Annotated in this window: 17 protein-coding genes and 1 CRISPR repeat array; of the genes, 16 read left to right on the forward strand and 1 reads right to left on the reverse strand. The window is 46.0% G+C overall.

The window, feature by feature from the left end; genetic code table 11:
- The 15 genes from ACKFKF_RS23465 to ACKFKF_RS23535 form a co-directional block, all read left to right on the forward strand.
- Nucleotides 1-654: hypothetical protein (locus tag ACKFKF_RS23465; RefSeq protein ID WP_446869910.1), on the forward strand; the 654-nt coding region annotated here is incomplete at its 5' end.
- 14 nt (nucleotides 655-668) lie between these two features.
- A complete protein-coding gene (locus ACKFKF_RS23470) occupies nucleotides 669-1,484 on the forward strand; it encodes a hypothetical protein (RefSeq protein ID WP_446869911.1) in 816 nt (271 codons plus the stop codon).
- Nucleotides 1,484-1,804: a hypothetical protein gene (locus tag ACKFKF_RS23475; protein ID WP_446869912.1), complete on the forward strand. Its 321-nt coding sequence runs from the start codon at nucleotides 1,484-1,486 to the stop codon at nucleotides 1,802-1,804. Before ACKFKF_RS23470 ends, ACKFKF_RS23475 begins: the two co-directional genes overlap by 1 nt.
- Nucleotides 1,770-2,681, forward strand: a complete 912-nt coding sequence (gene csx7 / locus ACKFKF_RS23480) for a type III CRISPR-associated RAMP protein Csx7 (RefSeq protein WP_446869913.1) — start codon at nucleotides 1,770-1,772, stop codon at nucleotides 2,679-2,681. The genes ACKFKF_RS23475 and csx7 overlap by 35 nt, the downstream gene beginning before the upstream one ends.
- Nucleotides 2,682-2,690: 9 nt before the next feature.
- Nucleotides 2,691-3,638 carry an RAMP superfamily CRISPR-associated protein gene (locus tag ACKFKF_RS23485; RefSeq protein WP_446869914.1) on the forward strand — a complete coding sequence of 316 codons (948 nt, stop codon included), beginning with the start codon at nucleotides 2,691-2,693 and terminating at the stop codon, nucleotides 3,636-3,638.
- Nucleotides 3,635-4,069, forward strand: a complete 435-nt coding sequence (locus ACKFKF_RS23490; RefSeq protein WP_446869915.1) for a hypothetical protein — start codon at nucleotides 3,635-3,637, stop codon at nucleotides 4,067-4,069. The genes ACKFKF_RS23485 and ACKFKF_RS23490 overlap by 4 nt, the downstream gene beginning before the upstream one ends.
- Nucleotides 4,066-5,025 carry an RAMP superfamily CRISPR-associated protein gene (locus ACKFKF_RS23495; protein WP_446869916.1) on the forward strand — a complete coding sequence of 320 codons (960 nt, stop codon included), beginning with the start codon at nucleotides 4,066-4,068 and terminating at the stop codon, nucleotides 5,023-5,025. The genes ACKFKF_RS23490 and ACKFKF_RS23495 overlap by 4 nt, the downstream gene beginning before the upstream one ends.
- Entirely contained in the window at nucleotides 5,022-5,336 is a 315-nt protein-coding gene (locus ACKFKF_RS23500; RefSeq protein ID WP_446869917.1) for a hypothetical protein, read from the forward strand. Before ACKFKF_RS23495 ends, ACKFKF_RS23500 begins: the two co-directional genes overlap by 4 nt.
- A gap of 251 nt (nucleotides 5,337-5,587) precedes the next feature.
- Nucleotides 5,588-6,010, forward strand: coding sequence for a CRISPR-associated endonuclease Cas1 (cas1, locus tag ACKFKF_RS23505; RefSeq protein ID WP_446869918.1), 423 nt, complete (start codon nucleotides 5,588-5,590; stop codon nucleotides 6,008-6,010).
- A 10-nt stretch (nucleotides 6,011-6,020) separates the two neighbouring features.
- Nucleotides 6,021-6,296 (forward strand): CRISPR-associated endonuclease Cas2, encoded by a 276-nt coding sequence (gene cas2 / locus ACKFKF_RS23510; RefSeq protein ID WP_446869919.1) that lies wholly within the window; start codon nucleotides 6,021-6,023, stop codon nucleotides 6,294-6,296.
- A 237-nt stretch (nucleotides 6,297-6,533) separates the two neighbouring features.
- Nucleotides 6,534-7,381: a CRISPR direct-repeat array (repeat unit 35 nt; unit sequence GTTTCACAGCCTATTCCCCGCAAGGGGATGGAAAC).
- Nucleotides 7,382-7,689: 308 nt separating this feature from the next.
- Nucleotides 7,690-8,718, forward strand: a complete 1,029-nt coding sequence (fni, locus tag ACKFKF_RS23515; protein ID WP_446869920.1) for a type 2 isopentenyl-diphosphate Delta-isomerase — start codon at nucleotides 7,690-7,692, stop codon at nucleotides 8,716-8,718.
- 354 nt (nucleotides 8,719-9,072) lie between these two features.
- Nucleotides 9,073-9,648 carry a pyroglutamyl-peptidase I family protein gene (locus tag ACKFKF_RS23520; protein WP_446869921.1) on the forward strand — a complete coding sequence of 192 codons (576 nt, stop codon included), beginning with the start codon at nucleotides 9,073-9,075 and terminating at the stop codon, nucleotides 9,646-9,648.
- 87 nt (nucleotides 9,649-9,735) lie between these two features.
- A complete protein-coding gene (locus ACKFKF_RS23525) occupies nucleotides 9,736-11,082 on the forward strand; it encodes a DUF3370 domain-containing protein (RefSeq protein ID WP_446869922.1) in 1,347 nt (448 codons plus the stop codon).
- A gap of 233 nt (nucleotides 11,083-11,315) precedes the next feature.
- On the forward strand, nucleotides 11,316-11,978 hold the full coding sequence (locus ACKFKF_RS23530) for a ribosomal protein L7/L12 (RefSeq protein WP_446869923.1): 663 nt from the start codon (nucleotides 11,316-11,318) through the stop codon (nucleotides 11,976-11,978).
- Between the two features lie 49 nt (nucleotides 11,979-12,027).
- Nucleotides 12,028-12,408, forward strand: a complete 381-nt coding sequence (locus ACKFKF_RS23535) for a DUF423 domain-containing protein (RefSeq protein ID WP_446869924.1) — start codon at nucleotides 12,028-12,030, stop codon at nucleotides 12,406-12,408.
- A 232-nt stretch (nucleotides 12,409-12,640) separates the two neighbouring features.
- Here ACKFKF_RS23535 and ACKFKF_RS23540 read toward each other — a convergent pair whose 3' ends face one another.
- Nucleotides 12,641-12,883 carry an antitoxin family protein gene (locus ACKFKF_RS23540; RefSeq protein ID WP_446869925.1) on the reverse strand — a complete coding sequence of 81 codons (243 nt, stop codon included), beginning with the start codon at nucleotides 12,881-12,883 and terminating at the stop codon, nucleotides 12,641-12,643.
- A gap of 337 nt (nucleotides 12,884-13,220) precedes the next feature.
- Here ACKFKF_RS23540 and ACKFKF_RS23545 point away from each other — a divergent pair, with 337 nt between their 5' ends.
- Nucleotides 13,221-13,592 carry a hypothetical protein gene (locus tag ACKFKF_RS23545; protein ID WP_446858032.1) on the forward strand — a complete coding sequence of 124 codons (372 nt, stop codon included), beginning with the start codon at nucleotides 13,221-13,223 and terminating at the stop codon, nucleotides 13,590-13,592.
- Nucleotides 13,593-13,698 lie beyond the last annotated feature (106 nt).

Below are 13,698 nucleotides of genomic sequence, written 5' to 3' on the forward strand. Positions count from 1 at the left end.
ACTTCCCTCCTAGCTTCCTTTCTCGCTTTCCTGAGTTTTGTCAGTCAAGCAGGTGTTTCGGGAGAATGCGGTATGAGTTTGCTGAAAGAAGAGTTGACGCTAAGAATCGATCGAGAGATTCGCTATCGTATGGATGGCGTGATTGAGAAATTAGGCAAACTTGCAAGAGAATTTGATATTGGGCACGAAGACACCAGTAAGCGATCGCCACTTCGTAACATTCTGCTAGTTGCTTCTGATCCAACATCGTCCATAGAAACCATTAAGACTTATATGCGCTATCAAGCTGCACGAGATATCAAAGTCTTGGGCGTAAAGCGCAGAGATCGAAGATTTGTAGATGCGTTAATTCTCCAATTAGAAGAGCTAGAAGACGATGCAAAGGCGATTTTTGAGCAAGTTAAAACATCACTTCCTAAACAGCACCAACTCGGCGAATATTTCCAAACACCAGAATACACAAAGGATCTGAAAGATTTACATCTCAGACTTGCACAACTCTATTTAGGAAGTTTAGTTCGAGAACATACTGCTTTGGTCGAAGAAGGTCGTAACCCTTCAAAAGCAAGAGAAGAGAAGAATTTTAATCAGTCTAAACCTGATGCTCCATCTAAGGCATTTGAGCGTCCTAGCAAGCCTCAGAAGCGAAATTAATAGGAGAATTTACCATGCGTCGAGTGATTGTTTCTACAATTGGAACTAGCTTACTGACAAATCAGATTGTTCGATCGAGTCCTGATGAAAAGACTTGGTATAACCAGTTGAGAGATACTGCAAATTGCAAATCAGAAGAACTTCCGGCAACAGCAAAAGAAATTATCGAAGTTTTGCAATCACGATCTCAAGAAGTTCTCAGTCAAAGTTCTTCACAGCAAATTCGTCTAGCAAGTGCAGAGCTAAATGGCATCTATGGCATTTACCAAGAACAGCTAGATCAGGGACGGCAAGACATCCACTATTTAATTGCAACTGATACTGCACAAGGAGTTGCAACCGCCAAAATTGTAGAATCTTTTTTGCGATCGAAAGGCATCACTCAAGTCAATATTGTCTGTCCAAGCGGGTTATCAATGGCAAGTACAGCCCTTTTCGCAGTTGGCATTGATGAACTTATTGTCTGGTTACGCGAAACAGTTGAACCTTTGAGAAAAGACCACAGCTATCGAATCTACTTCAATCTAGTCGGCAGCTTCAAAAGTTTGCAAGGGTATATGAATACGATCGGTATGTTCTACGCTGATGAAATTATCTACATTTTTGAAGGAGCAGGTTCGCAACTGATTACCATTCCGAGACTCCCGATTAAAATTGATGAAGCTGCGATCGCGCCTCATGCGTTGCAGATTGCTTTGATTAAAGCTGGGCATGAACCCACAGTTGCAGAAGCTGAAATGATTCCTGAATTGATGTTGTGGGAGGTCGATGGTAGAAAGCTATTTTCAACCTGGGGCGAGTTAATTTGGGAGAAGTTAAGCTTCAACTGATGTCACAAGATTTACTAGCATTTCCCAAATTGATTTACAGCGATGCTTTCAAAGCAGACTACAAACAAGTTAAAGATGCAAAAGACCGTCTGAAGCTCCAAGAGACATTAGCAAAAGTCTCTGTTATGCTCAATGCCTCCAATGGCGATCCAGCACCCTTAAAAGCAGACGGAGGATTGCAGTATGACAAATATGTTGATCAAAACCGCATCGATCATTTTCGAGTCACACAGGGTTTACGGGTCAGTTGTGAAAGTGTGAATGATCAGTTGCGCCTGCGTCGATATGGAAAAGAACCAGAAGTCAATCGCAAGCCGTAGGGGGGAAGTTTTGTTTAACGTTTTTAAGAATCGATTAGAAATTACAGGAACACTGACAACAGTGACAGCATTGCGAGTGGGAGCCGGGAAATCGACTGATCCCATTGGCTCGGATTTACCTGTGATCAAGGATGCGCTGCGTCGTCCTTTGATTCCTGGATCGAGCTTCAAAGGAGCATTGCGATCGCGCTTAGAAAGTTTCCTGCGTGGTATTGACTCAAACTTTGCTAGAGATCCTTCGGAGCTAGTCGATCCAAAAATAACTGCTTGGCTCAAAGATCTGAAAGATGAGTACAAAGAAGCTGAGAATAAGGACGATAAATCACTCACTGAGAAGATTCTAAAGAGAACAGATTTAGTCTCACTTGTATTTGGTGCGCCTTGGTTAGCTGGAAAGCTTCAGGTTCGTGATTTGACGGTTGTGCCGGAGATTTGGTTTGGACAGTATCAGGAGCGAAATGGAGTTGCGATCGAGCGAGATACCGAAACGGCTTCGAGTGGAAAGCTTTACGATTTTCAAGTGGTTCCTGCGGGAACACCCTTTCAGTTTCAGGCAGTGATTGAGAATGCGGAAGACTGGGAGTTGGGATTGTTGCTGGTCGGGTTGTACCAGTTAGAGACAGAACAATTGCCGTTGGGAGGAGGACGATCGAGAGGATTGGGTGTGGTGAAGTTAGTGCTGGAGCGGATGGATTGGATCGATGTCAGACAAGGAGACGAAATTGATCGAGAGAAATTGCTGAACTATCTCAAACAGCTTGCAAGCCATCAAGATCAAACGCTGAAGCAGAACATTCTGAATGATGCAGAACTTAAATCAAGATGGTCAGAAGCACTCTTGCACAAACTATCCAATCATCAAGTTGTACAAGCTTAGGAACTTGTTATGCACAAGGCAATTGTGAATCAATGTACGATCGAACTCAATCTTATCCCTGAAGGTCCAATTTTGATTAAATCGGGTCGCCAAGGGGCTGATCCGACAAAGCCTGATATGGAATTTGTTGAGACATTTCACAATGGGCAAAAGGAGATTTACTTTCCAGGAAGTTCGCTCAAAGGTGCAATTCGCGCCCAGGCAGAACGAATTGTCAGAACGATCGGTGCAGAGGAATATAACCCAAAGAATCCAGAACAACTATGGGCAAATGACCCTCTAAAGGATCGACGAGATTATCTCAAAGGCAAGCAAGCACCGGGCATTTATTCTCATTCTTGCTTTACAGAGCAGATGTTTGGTAATACTTCGTTATCAAGCCGAATTCGGATTGAGGATGCTTATCCTATAGCTGATAGCTCGCCCGTGATTGAGGAGCGCAATAGTGTCGCAATCGATCGAGTAACGGGATCAGCCGTTGGAGGCGCACTGTTTAACTTTGAGGTGTGTACTTCTGGCACATTTAGCACCAAAATTCATCTTAAAAATTTCTCGCTGGCACAGTTAGGATTGATTGGCTTAGTGTTGCGAGACCTAAATGATGGATGGTTTGGAATTGGCTTCGGGAAATCGCGAGGCTTGGGAACCGTTAGTCTTGATTACAAACGAGCGATCGTCAGATACCCCACTTGCTTGCTTCAAGATGACAAAATTCAAAAGCTCGGTAAACACCGTAAATCCTGGGGTAATACAGCACTGATCGGAGCAGGGGAATTTTTAGAAAATAATCCTTACCATTTTCCGGTTCCTGATCAGCAACAAACGCCAATTCCGGCTGAAGCAATGTCATTAGGATTCGGAGTGCAGATGGAGTGGAGCGGACAAGAAGAAGTCGAAACTTTGTTCCGATTGGCTGTGGAGCAATGGAAGATTCTCTTGAAGGAGCGTGTCGCATGACTTATGTTGCTTCGGCTCAGGTTCAGCTAGAGGAATTACAAGCCCTCTTGGAAAAGTACGATCGCGGTTCTAGCTACTACTTTCTGCGTTGGACTCATACAGTGAGTGGAGTTCAAACTGAATTGAAAGAGCTTCCGAGTCCAGAGGGACAGATGTTTAATGCTGAGCTAGAACTGCGATGGAAGCAGACCTCACAAGGATATCGAGTCCTGCTATTGAGTACGTCTGAAGAGTCTGGCTTTGAGCCGCTGCCTGGAAAATGGGAGCATGAAGATCATTCGATTTTGTTGCACGATCGCAAAAATCCTCAATACCCGAATAGGTTTAGCTATGGGGAAAAGGTCAATCCTTCCCACATTCGACAGCGTTACTTTCGTAATGTTGAAACGTTAGCCGTTCAGTTTATTGCACTCACAGTAGAGGCATCATGACTCAGGAAGACGCTTCATTCAAACTGATTCCTTTCTCCACAGCGAAGCCCGAACAACAAGACTGCTTTGGGCACGATCGCTTTGGACACGATCGCTTTCATGGATGGTTCGATCTCGCTTTGACCGCACAAACGCCTGTGCATGTTTCATCAGGAATTTCAGCACTGGGGCAGGATGTCGGCGAGACGGATGTTGCGATGATTCGCCCGATGGTCGAGTCGCAGGATGGAAAGTTAGTCATTCAAGGTAGTTCGCTGAAGGGTTGTCTTCGGGCAATTTATGAGGTGATTACGAATAGTCGATCTGGAACACAGTCAGCGATGCGCCTTCCTGATTGCTATGAGCCTCCAAAAGGGAATCGTCTTTGTGCTGCGGGACGAGTGTTTGGGGCAATGGGCTATCAAGGATTAGTCTCTTTTACCGATGCAGTGTGTGATGTACCTGCTGAGGTTGGCTATTTGCGTCCCATGTTTTCACCAAAATCGTTGACGAAATATCGCGATCGCACGGGTCTAGCAAAGGGGCGAAAGTTTTACTATCAAACGTGCCGAGTTGCGGAGGGGCAGGGTCGGACGGTTGCGATTCAACGTGCGCCGAAGGGGGCAATTTTTACAACGCGATTGAAGTTTAAGAATCTAGATTCGGCTGAGTTGGGAGCCTTGCTAATTGCACTTGGACAGGATTCTAAGCATTCGATCGCTTTGAAGCTGGGAGCCGGAAAAAATCAGGGAATGGGGACGGTTACGGTTGAGATCATGAAGGCGGAAATGGTGAATCAACAAAATGTGGTCGATCGCTATTCTGACTATGATTACAAAACTTCTGCTTGGTCGAATGCAGTGAAGCAAAAACTGATTGCGGAAGCACATCGACAGTTGATTGATAGTTCGCTTTTGGGTGAGCTTTTGCAGGTATTGCGTTATCCAACTGATCGAGAACCGAGGGAGGAAGAATGAGAGAGCAGGATTGGAAGACGGCAGATGAAATTGCGCGATCGCTGCAAGCTAGTCAAACTGATGTGAATGAACTGAAGAAGGTAATTGCTTATTTGCAGTGGTCGCTTCGACAGAAAAGGCAGCCAGATTTATTTGAATATTTAGAAGTATTGGTGAAGGCGGGGGAGCAGCGTTCAAACTCTACTGAGCCGCACTATCGCAACATTCAGCAAGCCTGTCAGCAATATTTGCAGGAGGGAATTGAAGCTGAAGTCGCGATCGAGATTTTGGGGTGGGCGGCTCGATTAGAGATTTATCACAATGCAAAGTAAATGGATGCTCAGATTGCAGTATTTTTGAGCATTGAGAATTTTCAGGCGGCTTGGAAACGAGTTATATAGCAATCCTAAATCATTCGTGAAATGCACAGTTGATCGTGCCCCCTAAATCCCCCAGAATGGGGGACTTTGAAACCGGAAATCTTGGCTTGAAGTCCCCCAGAATGGGGGATTTAGGGGGCAGAAGCCGCCTTGAACCGCAGCGACAAAGGACTGATTTATGACTCATTTAGGATTGCTATAGTTTGCTGAGTTTTGGGTATACGTTGTTGTTTAACAATGTGATGAGTTTGATTTTGGCGGAGGGGTTGAATCCGTATTTGGGGAATTTGCATCGATCGGAGCGCAAGGAGCCGCATTTGGCGTTTGATTTGATGGAGGAGTTTCGATCGCCGATCGTGGATAGTTTGGTGATTTGGCTAGTGAATAAAAGTGTGTTGCGTCCAACTGATTTTACTTATCCGAACGCTGAAGGTGGGGTTTATTTAGAGGAGGCAGCGAGGCGGGTGTTTCTGAAGCATTTTGAGAATCGGATTAGTGAGGGAACTTCTCATCCTGATGTTCAGGGTCAGGTTTCTTTTCGACGGGCGATCGAGCTTCAGGTGAAGCGATATAAGCGATGTTTGACGGAATCTGTGCCCTATCAGCCCTTTCTGAGAACGATGTGAGGGATTGTGTATGTTGGTATTGGTTGTCTATGACATTCCGGACGATAAACGCAGGCTGAAGGTGTCTAATTTTTTGGAGGGGTATGGTCGGCGGGTGCAGTATTCGGTGTTTGAGTGTTTTCTTTCGTTGCCGAAGATGGAGAAACTTTATCAGCAGGTTAAGAAACGGGTGAAGGTTGAGGAGGATAATGTGCGATTTTATTGGATTCCATCGGATGCTTTGCCGAAAACTTTAACGATCGGCAGTTTGCCGCCGGAGGAGCCGCCAAAAGTTTACATTATCTAGGGTTGACGTTTTTTTCTGACTCGGTATTATTAGGGAGAGGGTCTGAATCGACGCGATCCGTCTGAACCTTGAAAACCGCATAGTTTCGTTGGATTGTGTCGATGCCTTGCCTCGTCAGGTTTTCGGCGCTTGGTGGCTGGTTTATTGACACCAAATAGGCGCTTATTGATTAGTACAAATCTATTGTGTCGATTTAGGTTTTGAAAGCTTTTCAGGGTAAGGCTTCCTAGCTAAAGCGTTTCACAGCCTATTCCCCGCAAGGGGATGGAAACAAAATGCCAAAAACTTCAACATGTTTTCTCCTTTTTTGTTTCACAGCCTATTCCCCGCAAGGGGATGGAAACCCGTTAACGATAACGGTTAAAGACTGTTCTTGCCCACCTGTTTCACAGCCTATTCCCCGCAAGGGGATGGAAACTGGAACGCATAGGATTTCTCCAAAGGTAATGTTTGCGTTTCACAGCCTATTCCCCGCAAGGGGATGGAAACTTTCATGATAAGAAATTCCTAGTTTTGGAATGAAGGACGTGTTTCACAGCCTATTCCCCGCAAGGGGATGGAAACTCTATTACCGCCGTACCCCCAATCGTGAGTTGATCCGTTTCACAGCCTATTCCCCGCAAGGGGATGGAAACAAAAAATTTCAACTTTCACGTTAAATACTATTTACAACGTTTCACAGCCTATTCCCCGCAAGGGGATGGAAACTTTTTGACAAAAACATTTTCTGGAGTTTCACAGACTATTGTTTCACAGCCTATTCCCCGCAAGGGGATGGAAACGACAGCGCCGCGTTGAATCATATGGCAGAGATATTCTTTAAGAGTTTCACAGCCTATTCCCCGCAAGGGGATGGAAACTCATGATTGTTTTTGCCCAATGGGACTTTTGAGTTTTGTAATGTTTCACAGCCTATTCCCCGCAAGGGGATGGAAACTTCCAAATTTTCCGGCGACAATGGTGACGAAAGAACACTTGTTTCACAGCCTATTCCCCGCAAGGGGATGGAAACGTGCCTTCGCAGTCTGTGACAGTGACAATCTCGCCAGGGTTTCACAGCCTATTCCCCGCAAGGGGATGGAAACGTAATAAAATTTAGCAACGACTGAAACCCTTATCCTATCTAGCTTTACCTGGGGACTCATAAGCCCAAGGTCGCAAGTTCAAATCTCGCCTGAGCCTATTCTTACGAATAAAAAATCCTGTAGGCCTCATCTGGATGGGATGTGGAATTTTAGGTCGTTTGAGAATGCCCTTCAATACCCTTCTATCCTTTTGAGTGGGTGAGGTGTAAGGTGTGAGGTGTGGAAGAGAGACGGAATCGTAGAAAATTGAGAGGATTGTCTGTGTCAGCGCTGCCCGTTCAAACTTACTGATTCATCCCTCACCCCTTATGTCTGAAACCCAAAATCGTAAAGCCGATCATCTTCGTATTTGCCTGGAAGAAGATGTGCAGTGTCAGGAAACGACTAATGGACTTGAGAATTATCGGTTCACGCACTGTTGTTTGCCAGACCTCGATCGCGCTGAGATTGATTTAACCACGCCCTTTTTACATAAAACACTGAGTGCCCCGATTCTGATTTCTTCGATGACGGGCGGAACGGATTTAGCAAAAACGATTAATTATCGATTGGCGGCGATCGCTCAACATTACCGACTGGCGATGGGGGTTGGGTCGCAGCGAGTCGCGGTCGAAAATCCTCAGGTAGAAGACACGTTTGCGATTAGAGCGATCGCGCCGGATGCTCTGCTGTTCGCCAATTTGGGCGCGGTGCAACTCAACTATCGCTATGGGATTGAGGAATGTTTGCGCGTGGTCGATTTGCTCGAAGCTGACGCGCTGATTTTGCATCTCAATCCCCTTCAAGAAGCGGTGCAAACGAGAGGCGATACCAATTTTCGAGGGTTGTTGGATAAGATTGGCGGTTTGTGCGAGAAGCTGCCCGTTCCTGTAATCGCCAAGGAAGTCGGCAACGGTATATCGGCTCAGATGGCACAGAAACTGATCGAGGTCGGCGTGGACGCGATCGACGTGGCGGGAGCAGGCGGCACTTCTTGGGCAAAGGTCGAGAGTGAACGGGCAGAAGATGCCAAACAGCGCAGATTGGGCAGAGTTTTTGCAGATTGGGGGATTCCGACGGCTGAGTGCATTACGGCGGTGCGGTCGTGTGCGTCTGAGATTCCTCTGATTGCGTCGGGTGGCTTGAGAAACGGATTGGAGATTGCTAAAGCGATCGCGCTGGGGGCAGATTTAGCCGGGTTAGCGCTGCCTTTTCTCAAAGCGGCCAATGATTCAGAAGAGGCGCTGCATCAATTAGTAGAAATTTTGACCGCAGAAATTACGACGGTGCTGTTCTGCACAGGGAATGCAAATTTGGCGGAACTACGGCGATCGAATGCCTTACAAAAAAAGTTGTGAATGATTTCTAAACGCTTTGTCTTTGCTAATACCCTTTGCTAATACCAGTTGTTCGTGAAGCTGCACGTCTTTTGATCCCTTATACCGAATCAATCTGTTAATGCTACAGATCTTGCAGCCCCCTAAATCCCCCATTCTGGGGGACTTTGAGTGTAGAAGTTCCCCAGAGGTCAAGACTTTTCTAGGTTTCAAAGTCCCCCAGAATGGGGGATTTAGGGGGCTGCAAGATCTGTAGCGTTCAAAAATCAATCTGGTATTAACCTTCCTTAAAAAGAGGAGAAAATAAAAGTTTTAGTTCTCTTCTAAAAGCGTAGAACATGAATTTAAGGTTGCCCATCGCCTCTGAATTAACTTATGAACTGTAAAATTCTCGCTACCTCTTTTGCCACCTGGAAAGCGCATCACGTTTCTAATTCTTCAGATGATTTGTTGGGGGCGATCTCTTCGAGTTACCCGCAAGGGGTCGCTTCGAGTTACCCGCAAGGGGTCGCTGCTTGCTATCTTTCTAATTCCAGCCCTTATCTTCTAAGAAAAGTAACCGTTGATTTTGAATTAGCGCCCCGTCAAGTGATTTCAATGATTGATCTGCTGAAGCCAGAAATTCTGATTTGCTGCGGCATGGCCGAAAATCGAGACAACTTAACTGTAGAGTCAAACGGTAAATCTCAGACTGAAATCCTTGAGACTAAAATCGACTTAAACCACCTGATTGAGGGAACGATCGCTACTCAGATCAGTCACGACGCTGGAAACTTTGTTTGTAATCATCTTTATTATTCAGTTCTCAAATACTTACAGAATCGAGATTTCAAATATCAGTGTATCTTTGTGCATGTTCCTGTGTTGAATGGACGAAACTTTAGAACGATCGTAGAAGATTTTTTGATGATCGTCGATCGCCTGAATGCCGGGAAATTTCTTCTTAAATAGCGCGATCGCAGCGAATAACCTTCTAAATTGCTAGTGATAATCTGTATGGTAAAATCCCCTCACTACTTGATGCTTTCACGCTGAATAATGTTGTCATTTTTGCCGATTTTGCTCGCACAAGCCACCCCCAACCTGCCCCCTAAAGAGATTATCAAACCTCAAGAAGTTCGCGCGCTACCGGGACAGCTTGACTCGGTTTTGGTCTTCAATAGCAACAGTCCCGAAGTGGTTCAACAAGACGGTATTTTGCTTTCGACCTTTCCTGCGATCGCCAAACGAGTGCCTGCCGCTCATCTTGACCAAACCTTTGAAGGTCGCTTTGACATTTTTGCTCATCACATTGCCAAGGCGCTGACTCCCGAAGATTTGAGAACGTTGTACCTGGGAATCATTGTGCATAATCCGGGTCAAGTGCCTGTGACAGTGGATACGCTGCAAGCTGCAAGCTATCTGAGTCAACCGGATGCACCGTTCTTAGACATTCCTTCTTTTGTGGACAACCCGATCGGAAAGGTGTTTGCGGGCCCTGGCAGTCGAGCAGTCAATGAAGTGATGCGGGGACGACGGCAAGCAGAATTTCCGCCTCAGTTGGTGATTCCGCCAGGGGAGAGCCGGATGATCTTGAATTTGCCGATTCCGGTTAAGCCGTTGACTCCGCCGCTAAATGGACGATCGACACTGATGCGCCTTCATAGTTCGGGTAAGGTCTATCTGGCTAGTCTGGGAATGTTTGCTAAAACGGATGCCAGCGGTAACGAACGCGCTCCCACTCTAGAAGAATGGCAAACTTTGCTGGATACGGGCGATTTGGTGACTCCTCGTGATAAGCCTCCGACACCGCTTTCGGCAACCAAAAATGCCTTTGCTTATGGGCGAGTTGCGGGAGTCGCTGTCGGGTCTCAGTGGATTAGTCAGGTCGTGGATCAAGGCAGCGATCGCTTGAATATTCCCAATCCGGGTCAGGCTTTTTCCTACGGATTTAGTTTGCTGTATCGAGGGACAATGGGAACGGGGCAAAATCAGAATGCCAAAGTCATCAAACGCTATCCTGATACGGCCTATGAGGCACATGGCAACTATGGGATTGAGTACGATTTAGCCATGCCGTTGTACAATCCCACCAGCCAAAACCAAACCGTAACGCTGGCTGTAGAGAATCCTTTAAAGCGAGAAGATACTCAGCAGGGACTGCGATTTTTTGAGCCGCCTGCGCGATCGGTCTTCTTTCGCGGCACCGTGAGAATTCGCTATAAAGACGATGCTGGGTTGCCTCAAACTCGCTCTGTGCATTTAGTGTTGCGTCGTGGTCAGCAGGGCGATCCGCTAGTCACTCTAAATCTGAAACCGGGAGAACGCCGTCTGGTCGAGTTTGATGTGATCTATCCCCCAGATGCCACGCCGCCACAGGTTTTGACCGTCAGAACATTGGATTAATGCCAGTTTGATGAACAGCGTTGCTGAATGGCGAGTTGATTTGCCCTCATCCCCAACCCGTCTCCCCAAGGAGAAAGGAGCGAGAAATCCTGTCCTATCTCCTTTTGGGAGAGGGTTAGCAAGGGCAGATTTAGGAATTCATACCCGAATTCAGCAACGCCCGAATTAGCACGGCCTTGCACTTTGATAGTCCTCAACGGCTAAGATTGCAGTGAAACTCATGAGTCGTTGATATGGGGCGCGCTAAAACGATCGCAGCAGGCATTCTGTTAGGCATTGGGCTTCCCATTAGCCTTCTAATGGCCATTCCTTTGTTGGATCAACAAACACCTCCCGAAACTAAAAAAGGCGCTTTTGGGGCGTTGATTATACTGGGGCTACCGCCGCTTGCGCTGGGTAGTTGGCTGATATTTAGTAACCAGCGAGGCAGTAAGCAGGCAGAACGCGATCGACTTCAAGCGCTTTTCTATCAACTGCTCAAAGAAGGCAATGGACATATTAATGCGTTGCGCTTTTCGATGGAGTCTAAGTTGAGCGGCATTGAGGCAAAAGCGTATCTAGACGATCGTGCCAAAGAATTCAACGCTTCCTACAACATTAGCGAAGAAGGCAAACTTTCTTACTACTTTGATGGCGATTTTGACCAACCTGCTTTGAGCTATCGTCAATCGTCAGAAGCCTATGATGTCATTGTTGAATATGTTGCAGATAGCAATCGTCGAAGTGTCATTCAAGTAATCCATGAGTTGACGGGGTTGGATTGGAAAAATGTAAAAACGGGCATCAAAAGAAATTGTCCCTGGACGATCGCTCAAAACGTCAATAAGGAGACGGCCGACCAGATGCGGGGCAAGCTAGAAGCAGCAGGCGCAAAGGTTTTAGTCGTGTTGAGATAGAAGACTTTAAACTAGAGACAGTGACCCTTTTGCACAGATTTAGAATCTTATGATGACGCGAATTTTTCTGACGATCGCTCCCATTCTAGCCGGACTCTCGGTTGCCTTCGGTGCGTTTGGTGCCCATGCGTTAAAGGAGAAATTGAGCGATCGCTCTCTCGAAATTTTTGAAACAGGTGCCCGCTATCAGATGTATCACGCTTTGGCCTTACTGCTGGTTGCGGTGCTAATGAGTCGCGCTGAAACGGATCAAACCCTTCTAACCGTTACAGGGTCAGCCTTTCTCATTGGAATTTTTCTATTTTGTGGCAGTCTCTACGCCCTGAGTTTCACTGGCATCAAGATTTTGGGTGCAGTGGCTCCTTTAGGCGGATTAGCATTCATGGTTGGGTGGGCTTGTCTAGCGATCGCTGCCTGGAGTTATAAATAATTCCTCAAAGTTCTTCAATCAACACATAGATAGTACGATCGCTTGCGGATCTGAGAACTTAAAGCTAATCTTCCGTTCAAAGTCCCCCAGAATTGGGGGGTTGGGGGGCATAAGGGCTGATTAACGAAGCGGAAAAACTCGTCGAACTCATGCTAAATCAGATATGAGAGATGCTGCAATGCTCTGCTTGGCGAGATCACGAGGATCAGTGATGTAGATCAAAATATTGGTATCAACGGCGTTCATGCAGCATTTCTCGTGTAAACCGAGGAGCATCAAGTGGAATTGGATTTTGCTGCATTCTCTCAATGAGGGTTTTGAGAAACTGTTGCTTAACTTCTATATCAGAAATAGATGGCGAAATAACTTGAGGGGCTTGAATCAACAACTCAACTTCAGTGCCTTCAGGTAACTCAAAGTCTGTTTGAAGAATGAATGCACCATTATGATAAGTTGCTTTTAGAGCTTGAGGCATCAGGAAACTCCTCGCTAGTTGCTATCCTTCAAGCATAGCCGATCGTTCCTCTCTCAAAAATTCAGGATTCCAAAAAACGAAGAACTCTTGTAGAATATTCCGCAGGTGGATATCACGCCCCGGAAACCAGATTTACCAGATCCGATCTCCGAGGACTTCCACCTAAGTTATCGGTACTAACTTTGGAGGCGTTCATGATTGTACTACGTCTGCTTTGCGATGGGATCTTGAAAGGTTGGAATCAAGATCCTGCATACAGTTCATATCTTTGGGGAACCTCTGAGCAACTGCTTTGTAGTTCCCCATCCTCTTTGCATTAAATAGAGAGGATAACAATATGGCAGTTAGGAAACATCTTCCTGACTCGGTTTCGTTTAGCTTTGAGTTGCAATGCTCATCCGTTAGACGCTATCGAGTCATGGTCACATTGGATTTGCAAGAGCGACTGATTTTTATGTCCTCTGGCATTCTTCCCGATGTAATTGACTTCGTTGACGAATTTGTTGAACAACTCAGCGAGGTTGCCTCGACGAAACTAGCAATTCTCAAATGGGATGGCACGAGCGATTTGACGACTGAATATCAAATCATTCGCGTCTTGCCAGGATATCAAGCCCAACGTTCTTTAGTGAAGTTCAATATCGTGATCGGCGACAGTTCATTAATACATCTGGAGGAATTGCACGACAAAAAGACCATTCAACTATAGAAGTTTAGAAAGAAGTTTAGAAAGAAGTTTAGAAAGAAGTTTAGAGAGCCGTCAATAACTCCTTCTCTGAAAGTCGCCTAGAATGAGGGGCTAAAGGGCTAGACAA

This window comes from Phormidesmis sp. 146-12 (assembly GCF_052939495.1).